The following is a 16883-nucleotide window of genomic DNA, read 5'->3' as shown; positions in this document are numbered from 1 at the left end:
AACCTGGAGTCGGATATGAAGCACGACATCGTCGATGACGAGTACGGCACCGGCCTTGTGCTGCCGCAGCTGCGAGCCTTCAGCCCGGACGCGCCGGTGGCGGAGCTTGCGGCCGAGTACGCCCGGACGGGCGCGATCCGGATCGGCGGCCTGTTCACCGCGGACCGGATCGCGCGGATCCGCGCAGAGCTGGACGTCCACATGACGCAGGTCGTGCCGACGCTGACCCGCGACGTCCACTACGAGGCCGACGGGTCGGTGCGGGTCGCGAACGAGCTGCAGCGGTACTCGGGCTACTTCGAGGAGGTCCTCGGCGACCCGGCGATGCTGCGGCTCGTCGCCGACGTGACGGGGTGGAAGCCGGTGCCGTTCTACGCCGAATACTTCGTCAAGCGACCGCTGGGCTCGGTCGCGAACCCGCACCAGGACTCGGCGTTCGAGCATTTGGAGCCGCACCAGTACCTCCACGCCTGGATCGCCCTGGACGACATCACGGCGGACATGGGGCCACTGCGCCTGTGGCTGGGCTCGAACCGTCACGGCGTCTTCCCGCACGACGAACGCGACTTCGGCGGGTTCAAGTTCATCAGCCGGGAGGTGGTGGCCGGCTTCGGGTTCGACGTGGCCACGGGCGTCGCCGCCGCCGGCGACGCGTTCCTGCTCGACACCGCCCTGGTGCACGCGAGCACCCGCAATGTCAGCGACCGGCCGCGGCCGTCGCTCGCGCTGGCCTACCGCGGCGCGAATGCCGTCCACGTCAATGCCTGAACGGGGAGAGCGCATGGATCCGTACACCGAGGAAGACGTCCCGATCGCCGCGTTCGCCGGCGTGCCGACCTACGCGCGGATGGCGCACAGCCGCGACCTCACCGGGGTGGACGTGGCCGTGGTCGGCGTGCCCTTCGACGGCTCGGTGACGTACCGCAGCGGCGGCCGGCTCGGGCCACGGGCCGTGCGCACCGCGTCCGGGATCGTCGGCGGGTACAACCCGGTCCAGCGCGTCGCGCCGTTCCGGGAGCTGCGGGTCATCGACTACGGGGACGTCCCGGTCGTGCCCGGCAACACCGAGCGCACCCACAAGGCGATCGAGCGCACGGTCCGCAGGGTCCTGGCGGCCGGCGCGGTGCCGCTGCTCTTCGGCGGCGACCACTCCTGCACCCTGGCGCACCTTCGCGCCTTCCGTGAGCGCGGGCCGGTGGCGGTCATCGACCTCGACGCCCACACCGACTGCGCCGACGAGTACTTCGGTGAGCGGTACAGCCACGGTTCGTGGCTGCGCCGTGCCATCGAGGAGGGGCTGGTCGACCCCGGCGCGTCCATCCAGCTCGGCCTGCGCGGCTCGGTCGACGGGCCGGAGACCTACGACTGCCTCCGCTCGGAGCTGGGCCTGGACTACGTGACCACCGACGAGATCCGGGGCGGGGTCGCCGAGGCGGCCCGCCGGGCCCGGGAGCGGGTCGGCGACCGGCCCGTCTACATCAGCCTCGACCTCGACGTGGTCGATCCTGCCTACGCGCCCGGCACCGGCACGCCCGAGCCCGGCGGCCTCACCTCGTTCGAGGTGATCGACCTGCTGCGGCAGATCGGCCCGAAGGATTACGTCGGCTTCGACGTCGTGGAGCTGGTGCCGAGCTACGACCCGGCGGAGATCACGGCGGTGCTGGCGGCGAACCTCGGCTACGAGATGGTCTGCCTGCTCGCCCGGCACCGCCTCGCGACCCGGGCGGCCCCCGACGAGGCGACCCGGCAGCCCGTGGGGACGACGTCATGAGCGCGCCCGACCGGTACGTCGTCGTCGTCAACGACGAGGAGCAGTACTCCGTGCACCTGGCCGGCCTTGCGCTGCCGGACGGCTGGGAGGCGACCGGGTTCGCCGGCTCCCGCGCCGAGTGCCTGGACGAGATCGCCCGGGTCTGGACCGACATCACCCCGAAAAGCGCCCGCGCCGTGGAGCAGCGGTGACCGAGCGCGGCCTGTACGTCCCGACCAACCGGTGGTCGCCGGACGCGATCGGGCACGGCCTCACCGAGTGCGCCCAGCTACGCGAGATCACCGGCCAGAAATATCTCTTCATGCTGGTCGAACACGGCGGCGCCGAGACCTCGGCGGCGCACCGCACGCTCCTGGAGCAGGGCGTCGCCGAGCACGACGTGCCGGCGTTGCACCTGACCGACGCGGCCTGGCCGGCGGTGGCCCACGTGCTGGTCGCCGCGGCCGGCCTCACCGGTGGCGACGCCGGGCGGGCCGCGGCCCTGCTCGACCCGCGCGACCTGGCCTACGGAGCCGGGCCGAACAAGGCCTTCCTGGTCGCCGCGGCCCTCGACATCGACGTGCTGCACCGCCGCGACTCCGACCTGGTGCCGGACGTGGTCGACGGCGTGCCCAGGTATCCGGGCGTCCTGGAGGCCGGGGCGATCGGCCGGCCGTTGCGCGACGTCGCCGGCCTGCTCGGCGCCGAGGCCGTGCCGGCCGCGCTGCGGGACCGCCGGGTCGACTTCGTGGGCAGCAGCTACCTCGGCGACGCGCCGCAGGACCGGCGAGACGTGCTGGCCGCCGGCCTGGAGCACGCCGTCGCGCTGCAGGCGCTGACCCGGCCTTCCGGCCCGGCGACCCCGGGCCTCGCCGACGACGTCCGCGACTACTTCCTGGCAGAGGGGCAGCGCTACCACCCCGACGACCATCTGGAGCTGGACGCGGATGCGGACCGGATCGAGCTGGGTGTCTCCTGCGTCCAGGGGGTGTTCCGGCAGCTGCCGGAGATGCCGATGATCCGGACGCTGGGCACCGACTATCGGCAGCGCAACCTGCTCACCCAGCTGGACGCACCGGTGCTCTTCCAGTCGCGCAAGATGCGGCACGTGTACGGCGACGAGCGGCACGTCGGCCGCCCGGTGCCCGGCGCCGTCGAGTACGCCCTGCGCGACCTGCGGCTGGTGCTGTTGTGGGTGGCGTCCTGGCGGCAGCGCGAACTGATCCGGGCCGCCCCCGCCGCCTACCTGAACCCGGACGGCTCCCTCGACGCCGGCCGGCACGCCGACGCGCTGCGGGTGGCGCTGGCCGAGACACTGCCGGAGATCGAGGCCATGCCGGCGAGGTTCGCAGCGGTGTACCGCAACGCCGCCGCGTCCACCGACGGGCCCCTCGCCGCCCGGCTCGGCGCGGTGGCCAAGGCGGCCTCGGACCGCGCCACCGACCTGGTCGCCGACGTGGTCCGGGGCGTCGACGACTACTGCTGGCTGGCCGAGCGCTGGCCGGCCTTGGTGGCCGCCGCCCCGGCGGCCGCCACCGAGCTGTACCCGCTGATCCTGAGCTGATGACTGATAGAGGGGTATCCGTGGAGGTCCTTGCCCAAACGACGCTCGGCGTCGCCGGAGTGCCGGTGCGGCCGCCGCTGCGACCAGCGACCGGGAGCCTGGTCGAGCTGGACGGCCGGCCGTTCTACCGCATCGAGAACCACGACGCGATGGAACCGTTCCTGATGAGCGTCGCGAGCAGCTCGGACCACTGGCTGTTCCTGGCCAGCAACGGGGCCCTCACGGCCGGCCGCCGGACCCCCGATCTCGCCCTCTTCCCCTACTACACCGACGACCGCATCTACGAGAGCCTGGACCGCACGGGCGGCCGGACGGTGCTGCGGGTGCGGCGGGCGGGCGCGACCCAGCGGTGGGAGCCCTTCTCGGAGCATTCCGCCGAGTTGTACCGCGTCCGCCGGACCCTGGACAAGAGCCTGGACGGCACGACGGTCCGGCTGACCGAGGTCAACGAGGACCTCGGGCTGGCGTTCACCCAGGCCTGGTCGACCAGCGAGCGGTTCGGGTTCGTCCGCGACTGCACGCTCACCGAGTGCACCGGCGAACCGGTGGCGGTGGACATCCTCGACGGCATCCAGAACCTGATCCCGCCCGGCGTCGACGCGGTCGGGCAGCAGCGGTTCAGCACGATCGCGGACGGTTACAAGGACAACGAGCTGCACGGGCGCTGCGGCCTGGCGACGTTCCGGCTCAGCGCGCTGCCGCGGGACACCGCCGAGCCGAGCGAGTCGCTGCGGGCCACGGCAGCGTGGTCGCGCGGCCTGGAGCCGTCCGCGTACCTGCTGTCGACGACGCAGCTGGACCTGTTCCGGCACGGCGGGGCGCCGCGGACCGAGGAGCGCATCCGCGGCCGCCGCGGCGCCTTCCTGGTCGTGGCGGAGGTCCTCCTTGCCGCGGATGCCACCCGGGAGTGGGTCGTCGGCGCGGATGTCGGCCTGGACGCTGCCGAGGTCATCGCGCTGCGCCAGGACCTCGACGCCCCGGACGCCATCGCGCGGGTGCGCGCCGACGTGGCCCGCGGCGCCGAACGGCTCGTCGCCGTACTCGCCGGCAGTGACGGCCTGCAGTGCACGGCGGACGGGCTGAACACGGCCCGGCACTACTCCAACACGCTGTACAACGTCATGCGCGGCGGCGTGCCGGTGCACGGCTACCGGATCGACAGCGCGGAGTTCGCCGCATACCTGCGGCGCGCGTCGCCGGCCGTCGCACTTCGGCACCGGGACTGGCTGGCGCAGCTGCCCGCCGTGACGACCCGCGACGACCTGGTGGCCGCCGCGCAGCAGCGGGATCCCGCGCTGGAGCGGCTGACGCTTGAGTACCTGCCGCTGCGGTACAGCCGCCGCCACGGCGACCCGAGCCGGCCGTGGAACACCTTCTCCATCGCCGCGAGCGAGCCCGAGACCGGGCACCCGGCCACCGGCTACGAGGGCAACTGGCGGGACATCTTCCAGAACTGGGAGGCGCTCGCGTACTCCTACCCGGGCTACCTGGACGGCATGATCGCCAAGTTCCTCGACTGCTCGACCGCCGACGGCTACAACCCGTACCACATCACCCAGCACGGCTTCGCCTGGCAGTCGCTGCAACCCGGCGAGTCCTCGCTGAACGTCGGCTACTGGGGCGACCACCAGGTGATCTACCTGCTCAAGCTGCTGGAGGCGGAGAGCCGGTTCCGCCCGGGCCGGCTGGAGTCGCTGCTCGGACGGCCGGTGTTCGCGTACGCCAACGTGCCGTACCGGATCAAGCCGTACGCCGCCCTGACGGCCGATCCGCACCGGTCCATCGACTTCGACGCCGACCTGCACCAGCGCCTGCTGCTGGACCGCTCGGCGCTCGGCACCGACGCGCTGCTCCTGCCCGGCCCGGACGACGCGCCCCTGCGGGTCACCCTGGCCGAGAAGCTGCTCCTGGTGGCGCTGGCGAGGCTGGTCAACTACGTGCCCGGCACGGGAATCTGGCTGAACACGCAGCGCCCGGAGTGGAACGACGGCAACAACGCCCTGGTCGGCAACGGCGTGTCGGTGGTGACCCTGTGCTACCTGCGCCGCTACCTGACCTTCCTGCACGACCTCATCGGCGCGACCCCGCCGGAGGCGACATACCCGGTGTCGGCCCAGGTCGCCGAGCTGGCCCGCCGGGTGACCGCGACGCTCACGGCCGCCACCGCCCTGATCGGTCCGTCCATTTCGGACACTGACCGCCGCCGCCTCCTGGACGAGCTGGCGGAGGCCGGCAGCGACTACCGGGCCGAGCTTTACAAAAGCGGCCTGAGTGGTACCCCGGAGCAGTTCCCGGCCGGCGAGTTGCGCGACCTCTGCGTGGTCGCCCTGCGTCACGTCGACAACGCCATCCGCGCCAACCGCCGCCCCGACGGCCTGTTCCACGCCTACAACGTGCTGCGCTTCACCGCCGGCGGCGTCGTCATCTGCCACCTCGACCTGATGCTCGAGGGCCAGGTCGCCGCGCTCAGCGCGGGCCTGCTGACCCCGGCCGAGGCCGCCGACGTCCTGGACGCGCTGCGGTCCAGCCCGCTGTACCGCGAGGACCAGAACAGCTACCTGCTGCACCCCGACCGCGACCTGCCCGGCTTCCTCGACAGGGGCCGCCTGCCCGCCGGCGTGGTCGAGGCGTCCCCGCTCTTGCGGCACCTCCTCGACCGCGACGACCGCACGGTGGTGCGCGAGGCGGCCGACGGCGCCGTGTACTTCAACGGCACCTTCCGCAACGTCCGCGACCTCACCGCGGCGCTGGACGCCCTGTCCGAACCGCGGCTGCGCGAGCTGGCGGACACCGAGGCCGACCACCTCACACGCCTCTACGAGCAGGTCTTCGACCACCACTCCTACACGGGCCGGTCCGGCACCTTCTTCAAGTACGAGGGCCTGGGCTGCATCTACTGGCACATGGTCTCCAAGCTGCGGCTGGCCGTGCAGGAGGTCCTGGCCAGGTCGGCCGACGACCCGGCCGCCCACGCCCGGCTGAGCGCCCACTACGAGGCAATCTGCGACGGCCTGGGCATGCACAAGTCCCCGGACCGCCACGGCGCCGTCCCAATCGACACGTACTCCCACACCCCCGGCTTCGCCGGCGCGCAGCAGCCCGGCATGACCGGCCAGGTCAAGGAGGACATCCTCTGCCGCCTGGGCGAACTCGGCCTGACCGTGGCCGAAGGCCGGTTGCGGTTCGGCACCACAACCCTGCGCGGCAACGAGTTCCTGAGCGACGGCGCCGAGTTCGGCTACGTCAACCTGCACGGCGAGCGCCGCACCGTCGCGGTCCCCCCGCAGTCCCTGGCGTTCACCTTCTGCCAGGTCCCGGTGATCGTCCAGCGCAACGGCACCCCGCAGATCGTCATCACCCGCACCTCGGGCGAGCGGGAAACTATCCCTGCCCTGATCCTGCCGCCCGAGCCCAGCGCCGCGATCTTCACCCGCAACGGCGAAATCGCGATGCTGGAAGTCCAGCTCAACGGCGCACCGGACTGAGCCCGACAGGGGGTTGAGTCGCATCCGCGCGGCTCAACCCCTGTCGGCCTTGCCGCCGGAGCGGGTCAGCGGCCCAGGACCACGGCGCCGGGCCGGCAGCCACAGCAGGGTGAGCGCGGCGACCTCCAGCACGGCCCGATCCGTCGGCCGCCGATGACGGCCACCGCATGACGGATGTCATCTCACGACAGGAGGGCATCGATTGATCACGTTCGCCACCTACAACCTGTTCAACTTCGGCAGGAATGACCCCGGCGCGGTCACGGATGTCGCGGCACGCGAGGAGAACTTGTTCGAGGTGATCCGTGACATCGATTCCGATGTACTTGCGGTGCAGGAGTTGATCGGAGCGACCCCGGACGCGGCTGCGGATCAGCTGCTGCGACTGGCGGATGCGACCGGCATGGAATGCCTCCTCCACCAGCCGGTGGGCAAGGCGGCACCGAAGGTGGCCGTTGCCTCGGCCACCTCGGGCTTCAGCACCGGTGTGCTGTGGCGGACCGGGATCACGCCGATCGCGTGGCGCGCCATCGGGCCCGGCGACCTGTGGCACGCGCTGGCGACCATCGTCTTGGACATCGGGGGCGCCCAGCCGGTCAAGGTGGGTTCGTACCACGCTGACCCGTTCCGACCCGACCGACGGTTCACCGACGCCCTCCGGGTCATCAGCATGTTCCGGCAGGACCAGCCCGAAGATCAGCTCGGAACCCTGCACGGGCGGCGAAAGGCTTCAACGGTCGCGGAGCCCCGCCCCGTCAAGATCCTCGAATTCGGACGCAGTTCTGCGCGCCTGCCCGGGGGCTAACCCCCGGGCACGTGCGGGGGTTGACGGTCGGGCGCATTCGGGGGCATGTCGGATGGTTGCACGGGATGGATTCGCTGAGGCTGATGGTCATCAACAGCATCCGCGGTGGGTCGTTCGGTCAATGGCTACGACCCGCTGGTTCTCGTATGGAGTGCCCCATGACCATCCTTACAACATGCCTCAGCGCAATACGCGGCTGGCATCGCCCGCTGGTGGCGAACGCGACGCTCATGTTCACCCTGACGTTGGTCTGCGCCGTCGGTCTGTTCGTCGACGATCGCCTGCTCATGGGCGAATCGGTCTGGGTGAAGCCGATGAAGTTCGGCTTCGCCATGGGGGTGTACGGCCTGACGCTGGCGTGGCTGCTCAGCAAGCTGAACAAGGGCAGACGTATCGGCTGGTGGCTCGGCACCGTCTTCGCGATCGCCGGCCTGCTGGACGTCGGTGCCGTCGTCTACGCTGCGGCACACGGTACCGTCAGTCATTTCAACAACAACAACGAGCCGGTCGCTCAAACCGTGCGGACGGTGTTCTCCATCGGCGTCATGCCGCTCATGCTGATCAGTTTGGTCATCGCGGTACTTGTCCTGATCCAACGCACCGGCGACCGCGCCATGACCCGCGCCCTGCGCGCCGGACTCGGGCTTGCCGTCGCCAGCATGTTTGTAGCCCTCTGGCTCAGCAACTCCTCAGGCGCAGGACCCCGCACGGTGACCGACGCCAACGGCAACCCGGTGTCCATGACCGGCGGCCACGGCATCGGCGACCCCGACGGCAACGGAATGTTCCTCACCAACTGGAGCACGACCGGCGGCGACCTCCGCGTACCGCACTTCGTCGGCATGCACGCCATCCAGGTGCTGCTGCTCATCACGGCGATTCTGGGTGCACTCGCGACGAGTCACGGATGGCTCCGCGACGAACGGGTCCGGGCCCGTCTGGTCGGCGTCGCCGGTCTCGGCTACACCGGTGTGTTCGCATCGCTCACCTGGCAGGCGAAACGAGGCATGCCGGTGACCCATCCCGATCGGCAGACACTGATCGCCTTCGCTGGGATAGCGGTGTTCACCCTCGCTGCGGCCGCCGCGGTAGTCATCGCTGCGCTTCGGCGAGCCGCGTCGCCCACCGACAGGGAGCAGCGCAAGGAAATGTCGGGCGTAGCGGCCCGCTGAACGCGACTGGGTGAAGTCTCTGTAGAGGTGTGGCGCCGGCCCGGCCAACGCCACCACGCAGATCCCGGCGCTGGCGAACGCTTGCCCCGCCGGGGTGTCGAACCGGTCGACCGGCAGATGCGGCCGAGTTTGGTCACTCCACTCTTGGCCGTCGGCGACGGCGGCCTGCCTTTTCCGCCGCCGGGCCCCCAGTTCACACCCAACCAGCCGAACCCATCCGCTCGCCGCTGGCCACCCAAGGCCGTCATCATCGCCGCCTCTGTCGCTGCTGCGCTGCTGCTGTTGTGCTGCGGCGCTGCTGCCGTAAACGCCGTCATCGGCGATAACAAGAAGAACGCCGCGCCGGGAGTCAGTGCCGCCGCCGCTACAACAACCGCAGCCACCGCACCTACCAGCAAAGTCCCGTCACCGGCCGCCTCGCTGTCGGCGTCGGCGTCACCGTCGGCGATCGCAGTGACGATGCCGAACCTGGTTGGCAAGAACGCCGCCGTGGCGCAGGACGAGCTCAAGCGTCTGGGGCTGACCAAAGTCCAGCTCGGTTCGCAGGACCCGGGCGACAGTATGGTCATCCTGGCCGCGAACTGGACGGTGACGAAGCAGTCGCAACCAGCCGAAAGCCAGGTCACGACGGACACGCTCATCGTACTCACTTGCACAAAGAAGGCATAGTCAAACGGCGATGCAGCTGATCTGGAAGGCGTGCGATCGGTGCACACCTTCCAGATCATATGGCCAGGTCAGCGCGGCATCCGAGCCCCGCTGAGCATGACCTCGACACCCGCATCCTTGAGCATCTTGGAATGAAGCGTCACCAGGCAAAAGCTCGCCGGCAGGCATTAACCCGTTGCGCAGACCGATCTTCTTGAGGCTGACTTCACGAATGGCTTTGGACTTCGCCGCAGCGTACGACGAGCTGAACCCTGACGACGATGACTATCGCTTCTATGCTGCGCTGGCAGACGAACTCGGGGCTACTCGTGTGATCGACCTCGGGTGCGGGACCGGAACGCTGACACGGCTGCTTGCCTCACGGGGTCGCGCAGCGGTGGGTATTGATCCGGATCCGGAGATGCTTCGCGTCGCGAGACAGCGGCCCGGCGGTGCAGACGTCGACTGGCGGCTCGGGTTCAGCGACTGCGCCGACACCAGCTCCGCGGACTTCGCGGTCATGTCCGGTCACGTCGCACAGGTATTTCGCGAAGATGACACATGGTCCCTTGCTCTTCAGAACCTGCACCGAGCGCTCGTACCGGACGGGACACTGACCTTCGAGTCCCGCAACCCGGCGGCCCGCGCGTGGGAACAATGGACGCGGCAGGCGACGCTGCGCACTCTGGACACTCCTGAAGGGCACATTGAGTTCTGGCATGAGACCGCCTGGGTGTCGCTGCCGCTGGTCGCCTACGACACCTTCACTCGCAATCTGCACACAGGTGAAGAGGCCTCGAACCGTGACGTCCTTGCCTTCCGCGACGCCTCTTCCCTCGTCCTTTCGCTCGAAGCGGCGGGATTCTCGGTGTCGCGCCATTACGGCGACTGGCAACGAACACCGCTCGTCCCGGACTCACGCGAGATCATCCTCGTCGCCAAACGGCTCGCTTAAGACTCGCGGTTCAACAACATACGGCCATCGGGCGAGCCTGCGCGCCAAGCTCGGCGCAGCCCAGCACCTCATCCAGCTCGGCTCGGCGAGCGAACCCGCCCGACCGCCCCACTGCACCTTGCCGCCGTGGCCGGCAGCCGGACCGAACGCATCGTCCTCGACCGACGAGCTCCGTGATCATGGCGTTGGCCATCCGCTTCGGGCTGGCGGAGACGGTCCTGCGAGAGCTGTAGGAGACCCCCGATCCGTTGGTGCGGGCGGCCTCCGAGACCTGGCGCCGGGAAGCTGCGCACGTCGCTGATGCCGGCTCCGAGCAGCACCTCGCTGCCCAGGGCAAGAGGGGACAGCGGCTGATGCTCCGCCCCCCTCACCCACCCCTCGGCCCCTGTCCGCGTTGCGCGAACGCCTCCGGCAACTCGATGCCGAACCGCTCGCACAGCAACGGCACATCGTGACGGTCCGAATCCCGCGGCGGATAACCCGTATGCCAGCGCACCGACCACTCGGCGGCCTCGCACCGCACCGCCCGCCCGGCGATCAGCCCGTGCCCCGCCAGAGCCTCGGCCGGGAAAACCACACCGTCGACGACCGATCCGAAGTGCAACGACCCGTCCGGCAGCGGCTCGTACATGTGCAGGTCAACCCGCAACCGGCCCCGTCGTGCACCACAAAGTTCCAGGGCCGATCGCCAGGCTAGGGGAAGAGCTGGCCGATACCAGCCTCCGTGAGCGCGACGACCAGCCGTTCGAACTGCGCAGCAGGCGCCCACAGGTCCAGGTCCGAGTGCTCCCGCGTCTGCTCCTTCAACAACGCGTCCACACCCCAGCCGCCGCCAACGCACACATCGACGCCGTGCGAGTTCAGCCGCGCCAACAGCACAACCGCGTCCTCAGCCGTCATGACGTACTGCGCCACTGCGCACCACCCCTCGAGTCCGTCTACCGCAGATGCGCCCGCTCGTCGACGTGGCGAGCCGGGACACCAGTGAAGACGTCAACGCTCGTAGGCGCGTAGGCCACGTTGAGCGTGTCCAGCCGATAGCTCCAAGCCCCACCCGCCGCCAACGGCCAGGAGAAGCGGTAATTGACCTGCCAGCGCACCCACTCGCCACCCGCCAACCACACGGCCGGCGGCCGGCGCCAGCGCCGCGGCATCCCGGACGGGGTGACCCTCATCTCCACCCGCAACCTGTCGTCGGCTTCCTTCAACTCCACAGCCGCCCGATCAGGTTCCCCGTCGCGCATCGACATACGGGGCTCGAAGTCCTGCGCCTCGTCCATGAGCACCTCGTGCACGGCCGGGCACACGCTGGATGGCAGGACGAACCCAACCGGGGCCGCGTTACGCCGCGCCGCCGCCAGCCCTCCCCGCGACCGCTTGGTCCACGAAGTACGCACCCACTGCGCGACAACGTCCACGAAGCCGAGCATGACGGCCGCCGGCGAGCACGCAAAGCACATCCCGCTGGGATCCCGTGGCGAGTGGCACGCCACCCCACAGCACCGAGCCAGGAGTGTCCCGCCCAGCCAAGATTCACAGTGGTCGAAATAGATGCCTGGCAGCTCGACATCCGTGCATCACGTCGGTGTCTCGTCGCCGGCCGGTTCCGATGTACTGTGGCGGAACGAACGGACACTCTCGCGCGGTCGCGACGGCGACCCAGTCATGACGGGGGCAGGCAATGGGACGTGGACGAGCCAAGGCCAAGCAGGCGAAAATCGCCCGGGAGCTGAAGTACTTCAGCCCACCCACCAACCTCACCGCGCTGCAACGCGAACTCGCCGGCGCGCCCCAGACGGCCGACCACGACCAGGCCGACCACATCAGCGAAGACGACGACCGCGGCCAATAACCGCGGGCCGACTGCCCGCGTCTGCCGCTGGAGCGCATCACGGCGCTGCTTGACGACCTGGAAGTGGCTGAACAAGCGGCGGCCAACCCCCGCCCTGCCGACCGGGCAGATGCGGCGCATCCTGGGGAAGCATCAGCGCCAGGATGCGGCGCACTGATCTGCCGCGATCGGCTCGCTACGGAACGTCACGGCGCGAGCAGGTCATCATCCAGGTAGGCCGACACCTCTTGGATCTGACCAGCGGGTAACTCAGAAAGGGCTCACCGGCAGCAGCTCTTCGCCCGCGACGATCCGCTCGAAATCCGGCTCAAACGAGTGAATCTGTGGAGAGCGCCTGCAGTGCGTCTCCGCATGGGTTCTGGCATTATGCGGGTCTATGAGCAGAGGAGGCCGCGTGCGGTCCTGGCGAGGCATTGCATCCGTGGCAAGCGCCCTGGGCGTAGCGGCGATGGTGATGATCAGCGGCTCGTCGTCGGCCGCGCCACCAGGGCCTGGGCCATCCGGTGGGGTGGGTAAGCCGGCCGGTGGCACCGGACCCGCGCCGATCCCGGAGGATGTCGTCGCCGCGGTCCGGGCTGGCGGGGCCGAAATCCTCGTCACGTATGACTCCAGCGCTGGACTGGCGAAGATCGGCGCCGCGACGACGCAGCGGCTGGACCGGTCGTCGCGTCAGGCGGGTGCCGACCAGGCCGCGGCTGCCTACACGGCGACGAAGAGCGCCGCACTCCGTCACGCGGGGCGCGGGCTGCAGGTGCGCAAGGACTACGATCGGCTTCCGTTCCAGTTGGTCACCATCGCCGACCCGGCAGCGCTGGCGGCACTGGCGGCCACGCCCGGTGTCGTCGGGCTGGCTACGCCGAAGCTGTCCCGCCCTACCGCGGTACCGGACGATCTCGCGCTCATTCGCCAGCCCCAGGCGGCCGCGAGCGGATTCACCGGCTCGGGTGTCACCGTCGCCGTCCTCGACACCGGTGTCGATCCGGCCCTGGCCCAGGGGGCGTTCGGTGACTGTTCGGGTGGGTACGGCACCAGCGGCTGCCGGATCGACAGCTACGTCGACCTCGGTGGCAGCGGGCGGGCCGACGTCGACGCCGAGGATCACCACGGTACGAACGTCGCCTCGACGGTCGCCGCGACCGCGCCCGGCGCGCACCTGAGTATCTACAACGTCTTCCGCTTGGTCTCCGGCAATCAGGTCCTAGCCTACGACAGCGATATCCTGAGTGCGCTCAACGCGATCACCCGCGACGGGCCGAGGCGCAACATCCGTGCCGTCAACATGAGCTTCGGCTCCACCGCCTTCTACACGAGCGACTGCTCGGACTCGATCTACTCGACAGCGTTCCTCAACCTGCGGGCGCTCGGCATCGTGCCGGTCGTGTCGGCCGGCAACGCCGCCATGAACAGCGGCCGGTTCCGGCCCGGCGTCGGGTCGCCCGCCTGCGCGACCGGCGCAGTTCGCGTCGGCGCGGTCTACGCCAACTCGAATGGCGGTCACCTTTGGGGCTGCGCGGAGAACCCCGGCGCCGACCATATCGCGTGCTTCTCCCAGGGCGGCCCGCTGCTGTCGCTGCTCGCGCCGGGCGTCGACATCGCTGGCGGCGAGGTGACACTCAGCGGTACCTCGCAGGCCGCTCCACACGTCGCGGGCGCGGTCGCGGTCCTGGTGAGTGCGAACGCCACGGCCAACGCGCAACAGCTCGTCCGCGCGCTGATCTCGACCGGCCCGCTGGTCGTCGACCCGCGCGACGGCACGCAGGTGCATCGGCTGGACATCGCCGCCGCGGCGGACGCGATTTCAATGTACAAATCGACCCGGCCGGAACCGTCACCGGTCAGCACGGCACGCCGGTTGGTGGGGCGGCCGTGACCCTGCTGCGCGCCGACACCAAGATCGGGCACAGGCCGGCAACGGTCGCCTGGGCGGCACCGCCGCCGCGTGGCCGCACCTGACGTGACACGGATCCCAACGGCCCCGGCCAGCACGCACCGTGCCGGCCGGGGCCGTTGTCGATCCTGCTCGCCTTCCTGCCCGGCGCCAGCCACACGGCAAGCCCGCCGATTCCAGCTGACGCAGGTCGCAACTGCCCAGCGCATCCGCGCCAGACAGCCCCTGAGGAAACGGGACTTCCGGTGACGCCAACCGCGTGGACAATGTGCATCCGTGACCCGTAATCACGTCGTCTGCCCCCGCTGTTCGGCACCGTTGGTGGTGCGGGCGCCGGAGGTACCGTGGTGCTCCGCCTGCGAGTGGAACCTGGCTGCGTTCGACCGGCTCACGGTGCCCACCGCATGGGGCAACCGGCTCCTGGATCGCGCCGCGCACCGGGTCGCGTTCTGGCTCGACGACTACGGGTTCCGCCGCCTGGCCGGCAAACCGGTGCGCCGCCGCGGCGGCCGGTTCGGCCGAGCGCTGCTGCTGGGATTCTCTGCGCTCGTGGTCGCCCTGGGCCCCGCGTCGCTGATCGGCGGGGTCTATCTGATGCTCAAGGGCCCGGGCGCCACGCCGATCCTCGGCCTCGTGCTGACGCTCCTCGCTGTCGCGGTCCGCCCGCGGCTGACGCGCGGCCTACCGGACGACATGTGGGTGGTGACCCGCGAATCCGCGCCAACCCTGTACGCCGTCCTCGACCGGACCGCAGCAGCCGCCCGCGCCCCTATGCCGGACGTGGTCGGATTCGCCGCCGACGTCAACGCGTCGGCCAGCCGCCGGGGCCGACGCCGGGTGCTGTGCGTCGGCCTGCCGCTGTGGGCCGCATTGCCCCCACAGCAGCGGATCGCGCTGCTGGGCCACGAACTCGGCCACTTCGTCAACGGTGACGTGCGCAGCATCGGGCTGGTCGCCTCGGCCCGGCACACACTGAGCACGCTGATCGACGCGCTCGGCATCGCGCTGTTCCGGGTGTTGGGGCCGCTGGCGATCCCTCTCATGCTGCCGCTGGACCTGATGCTGACGCTGCTGCTCGTCCTCGGGCAACGGGACGGCCAGCGGGCCGAGTACCTCGCCGACCAGATCGGCTCCGAAGTCGCGGGCGCCAAAGCTACCGCGGACCTGCTCGACTTCGCGCTCATCGCCGCCGATCTCGTGCCCACCCTCATGGCTCTGCACGGCCGCGCCGCCCGGCCGGACGACTGGCGTACCGCCGGCGAGCAGGCGCTCCGCAACACACCGGACCTGGAACAGTTGCGGCAGCGATCGCTGCGGACACAGGCGTCGCTACTCGCGACCCACCCGCCAGCCGGGCGGCGGGCACGTATGGCGCACGCTCACCCGGATCAGCCACCCGCGGTCACCATGTCAGAGCCCGAGGCGCAGCGCATCGACACTGAGCTCAGCTCCTGCTACGACCGGCTACGCGCCCGGGCCGCCGAGGCCGCCTACACATAGCTCCCGATGCGCGCTTCTGGCGATGAGCGCGCACCTGACCAAAAGCAGGATTCGCCGCAACACTCAAGGCCCTACCGTCGATGCATGATCAGCCATTCAGTACCGCGCGCCATCCGGATCACCGCAGCCTGCGCTGCCACGATCGCGTTGGCGGGTTGCGCGCACACCTCCACCACCGCGAAGGCCGGCACGTCCATTCCGGCGCCCGCACCGGCCCCGTCCGACTCGAACAACGCCGGCAGCGGCGGAAACGGCAGCATCGGCGGAAACGGCGGCGACACCAGCAAATCTGACGGCGGCAGCGGAAACGCCAGCATCGGGAACGGCGGCAGCAGCAAAGGACAGGGTGGCCAGTCCAGCGCAACGACGACGTCGTCCTCGACCGGGCCGCGGATCGCCAAGTTCCAGGTCCGCACCAAGCCGTCTTGCCCGGTGGTCGCCACCTCGGACGCGCCGTACAGCAGCCCCGGCAAGGATGTCACCATCGAATGGTCTGTGACCGGCGCGAGTAAGGTGACCGTGTCGGTCGACGGCCCGGGCCTCTACGGCACATACGATGCAAACGGCGACCTCACGCTGGCATTCCCGTGCGACAAGTCGAAGAGCACGACCACCCACACGTACCTGCTCACCGTGGTCGGCTATCCCGACCTCACCAAAAAGCTCACCGTTTCCGCACAATCCAACCCCTGATCGTCAGCTCCACCTCGCCGCTGTGCGGTCGACCGCCCGACATGCGTACCGCCAGACTCGCCGACTTTGACATAGGCCTCCTCGACGTGCCACCTGCCGCCCGGTGCCGAACTCGCGTGAGCGCCCGCACGTGGTTGCCCGAGCGCGCGGCCCACGCAGTAGTCCTCGCCGGAGCATAAAACCGCAGCTCAGCACCTTAATTTACGTCCCATATTGACTTGCCTTCAGATACAGGCATAGCCTGCGGTAAATCTGTTAACTACCTTGACAGATCTGGCCTCTGCCTCACCCACGCGGTCGGCAGGGGCCTGCTCCCGCCCGACACGGGACCTCCCCCAATCACACGGGTCCAGTGCGGGCGCCGCCCAGAAAGGGAGCCGCACGTGACACCCTCAACCACCGCCCGGCGCTGGCCGCGCCACCGCGTCGGGTTCGCCGTCGCCGCGACGCTCGCCACCGTCATCGGCGTGACCGTCGTCGGCATGACGGCCGCCTCGGCCGCCTCCACCGGGCCGATCACCGGATTCGGCGGCAAGTGCGTCGACATCGCCGGCGCCAGCTCGGCCAACGG

At 70.0% G+C, this 16883-nt stretch carries 16 protein-coding genes and 1 pseudogene; 14 read left to right on the top strand and 3 right to left on the bottom strand.

From position 1 onward, the window contains the following. The first annotated feature begins 15 nt into the window (after window positions 1–15). The 9 genes from AB0367_RS00085 (at window position 16) to AB0367_RS00045 (ending at window position 10379) form a co-directional block, all read left to right on the top strand. Window positions 16–768: a phytanoyl-CoA dioxygenase family protein gene (locus tag AB0367_RS00085; RefSeq protein WP_366223938.1), complete on the top strand. Its 753-nt coding sequence runs from the start codon at window positions 16–18 to the stop codon at window positions 766–768. 13 nt (window positions 769–781) lie between these two features. Further along, entirely contained in the window at window positions 782–1771 is a 990-nt protein-coding gene (gene speB, locus AB0367_RS00080; protein ID WP_366223937.1) for an agmatinase, read from the top strand. Continuing rightward, window positions 1768–1962: an MbtH family NRPS accessory protein gene (locus AB0367_RS00075; RefSeq protein WP_366223936.1), complete on the top strand. Its 195-nt coding sequence runs from the start codon at window positions 1768–1770 to the stop codon at window positions 1960–1962. The genes speB and AB0367_RS00075 overlap by 4 nt, the downstream gene beginning before the upstream one ends. Next, a complete protein-coding gene (locus tag AB0367_RS00070) occupies window positions 1959–3314 on the top strand; it encodes a DUF6271 family protein (RefSeq protein ID WP_366223935.1) in 1356 nt (451 codons plus the stop codon). The genes AB0367_RS00075 and AB0367_RS00070 overlap by 4 nt, the downstream gene beginning before the upstream one ends. Next, window positions 3314–6799 (top strand): hypothetical protein, encoded by a 3486-nt coding sequence (locus AB0367_RS00065; protein WP_366223934.1) that lies wholly within the window; start codon window positions 3314–3316, stop codon window positions 6797–6799. The genes AB0367_RS00070 and AB0367_RS00065 overlap by 1 nt, the downstream gene beginning before the upstream one ends. A 202-nt stretch (window positions 6800–7001) precedes the next feature. Beyond that, on the top strand, window positions 7002–7604 hold the full coding sequence (locus AB0367_RS00060) for a hypothetical protein (protein WP_366223933.1): 603 nt from the start codon (window positions 7002–7004) through the stop codon (window positions 7602–7604). A 158-nt stretch (window positions 7605–7762) separates the two neighbouring features. Continuing rightward, window positions 7763–8776 carry a hypothetical protein gene (locus AB0367_RS00055; RefSeq protein ID WP_366224628.1) on the top strand — a complete coding sequence of 338 codons (1014 nt, stop codon included), beginning with the start codon at window positions 7763–7765 and terminating at the stop codon, window positions 8774–8776. Window positions 8777–8920: 144 nt separating this feature from the next. Next, window positions 8921–9445: a PASTA domain-containing protein gene (locus tag AB0367_RS00050; RefSeq protein WP_366223932.1), complete on the top strand. Its 525-nt coding sequence runs from the start codon at window positions 8921–8923 to the stop codon at window positions 9443–9445. 211 nt (window positions 9446–9656) lie between these two features. After that, window positions 9657–10379: a class I SAM-dependent methyltransferase gene (locus AB0367_RS00045; RefSeq protein ID WP_366223931.1), complete on the top strand. Its 723-nt coding sequence runs from the start codon at window positions 9657–9659 to the stop codon at window positions 10377–10379. A gap of 367 nt (window positions 10380–10746) precedes the next feature. Here AB0367_RS00045 and AB0367_RS00040 read toward each other — a convergent pair whose 3' ends face one another. The 3 genes from AB0367_RS00040 to AB0367_RS00030 are packed head-to-tail and all read right to left on the bottom strand — an operon-like array spanning window position 10747 to window position 11797. Further along, window positions 10747–11028, bottom strand: a complete 282-nt coding sequence (locus AB0367_RS00040; RefSeq protein ID WP_366223930.1) for a hypothetical protein — start codon at window positions 11026–11028, stop codon at window positions 10747–10749. A gap of 44 nt (window positions 11029–11072) precedes the next feature. Next, window positions 11073–11294 carry a hypothetical protein gene (locus AB0367_RS00035; RefSeq protein ID WP_366223929.1) on the bottom strand — a complete coding sequence of 74 codons (222 nt, stop codon included), beginning with the start codon at window positions 11292–11294 and terminating at the stop codon, window positions 11073–11075. A 23-nt stretch (window positions 11295–11317) separates the two neighbouring features. Then, window positions 11318–11797 carry a hypothetical protein gene (locus AB0367_RS00030; RefSeq protein WP_366223928.1) on the bottom strand — a complete coding sequence of 160 codons (480 nt, stop codon included), beginning with the start codon at window positions 11795–11797 and terminating at the stop codon, window positions 11318–11320. Between the two features lie 263 nt (window positions 11798–12060). Between AB0367_RS00030 and AB0367_RS00025 the strand changes: the two genes are divergently transcribed. From AB0367_RS00025 to AB0367_RS00005, 5 genes and pseudogenes are all read left to right on the top strand, one after another. Next, window positions 12061–12231, top strand: coding sequence for a DUF3073 domain-containing protein (locus AB0367_RS00025; protein ID WP_366223927.1), 171 nt, complete (start codon window positions 12061–12063; stop codon window positions 12229–12231). A 421-nt stretch (window positions 12232–12652) separates the two neighbouring features. Further along, window positions 12653–14101, top strand: a complete 1449-nt coding sequence (locus tag AB0367_RS00020; RefSeq protein ID WP_366223926.1) for a S8 family serine peptidase — start codon at window positions 12653–12655, stop codon at window positions 14099–14101. A gap of 294 nt (window positions 14102–14395) precedes the next feature. Then, entirely contained in the window at window positions 14396–15619 is a 1224-nt protein-coding gene (locus tag AB0367_RS00015) for a M48 family metalloprotease (protein ID WP_366223925.1), read from the top strand. An 84-nt stretch (window positions 15620–15703) separates the two neighbouring features. Beyond that, window positions 15704–16312, top strand: a complete 609-nt coding sequence (locus tag AB0367_RS00010; protein WP_366223924.1) for a hypothetical protein — start codon at window positions 15704–15706, stop codon at window positions 16310–16312. 383 nt (window positions 16313–16695) lie between these two features. Beyond that, window positions 16696–16883 (top strand): annotated as a pseudogene (locus AB0367_RS00005) (hypothetical protein); the annotation flags it as partial.

Source organism: Dactylosporangium sp. NPDC051484 (assembly GCF_040689395.1).
In the GTDB taxonomy this organism is placed as follows: domain Bacteria; phylum Actinomycetota; class Actinomycetes; order Mycobacteriales; family Micromonosporaceae; genus Dactylosporangium.
This window is presented reverse-complemented; position numbering and strand designations above follow the sequence as displayed.

Excerpts from the sequence above, each read along its gene's own strand:
- AB0367_RS00085 (WP_366223938.1), top strand. The coding sequence starts at position 16 with ATGAAGCACGACATCGTCGATGACGAGTACGGCACCGGCCTTGTGCTG.
- speB (WP_366223937.1), top strand. The coding sequence starts at position 782 with ATGGATCCGTACACCGAGGAAGACGTCCCGATCGCCGCGTTCGCCGGC.
- AB0367_RS00075 (WP_366223936.1), top strand. The coding sequence starts at position 1,768 with ATGAGCGCGCCCGACCGGTACGTCGTCGTCGTCAACGACGAGGAGCAG.
- AB0367_RS00065 (WP_366223934.1), top strand. The coding sequence starts at position 3,314 with ATGACTGATAGAGGGGTATCCGTGGAGGTCCTTGCCCAAACGACGCTC.
- AB0367_RS00055 (WP_366224628.1), top strand. The coding sequence starts at position 7,763 with ATGACCATCCTTACAACATGCCTCAGCGCAATACGCGGCTGGCATCGC.
- AB0367_RS00045 (WP_366223931.1), top strand. The coding sequence starts at position 9,657 with ATGGCTTTGGACTTCGCCGCAGCGTACGACGAGCTGAACCCTGACGAC.
- AB0367_RS00025 (WP_366223927.1), top strand. The coding sequence starts at position 12,061 with ATGGGACGTGGACGAGCCAAGGCCAAGCAGGCGAAAATCGCCCGGGAG.
- AB0367_RS00010 (WP_366223924.1), top strand. The coding sequence starts at position 15,704 with ATGATCAGCCATTCAGTACCGCGCGCCATCCGGATCACCGCAGCCTGC.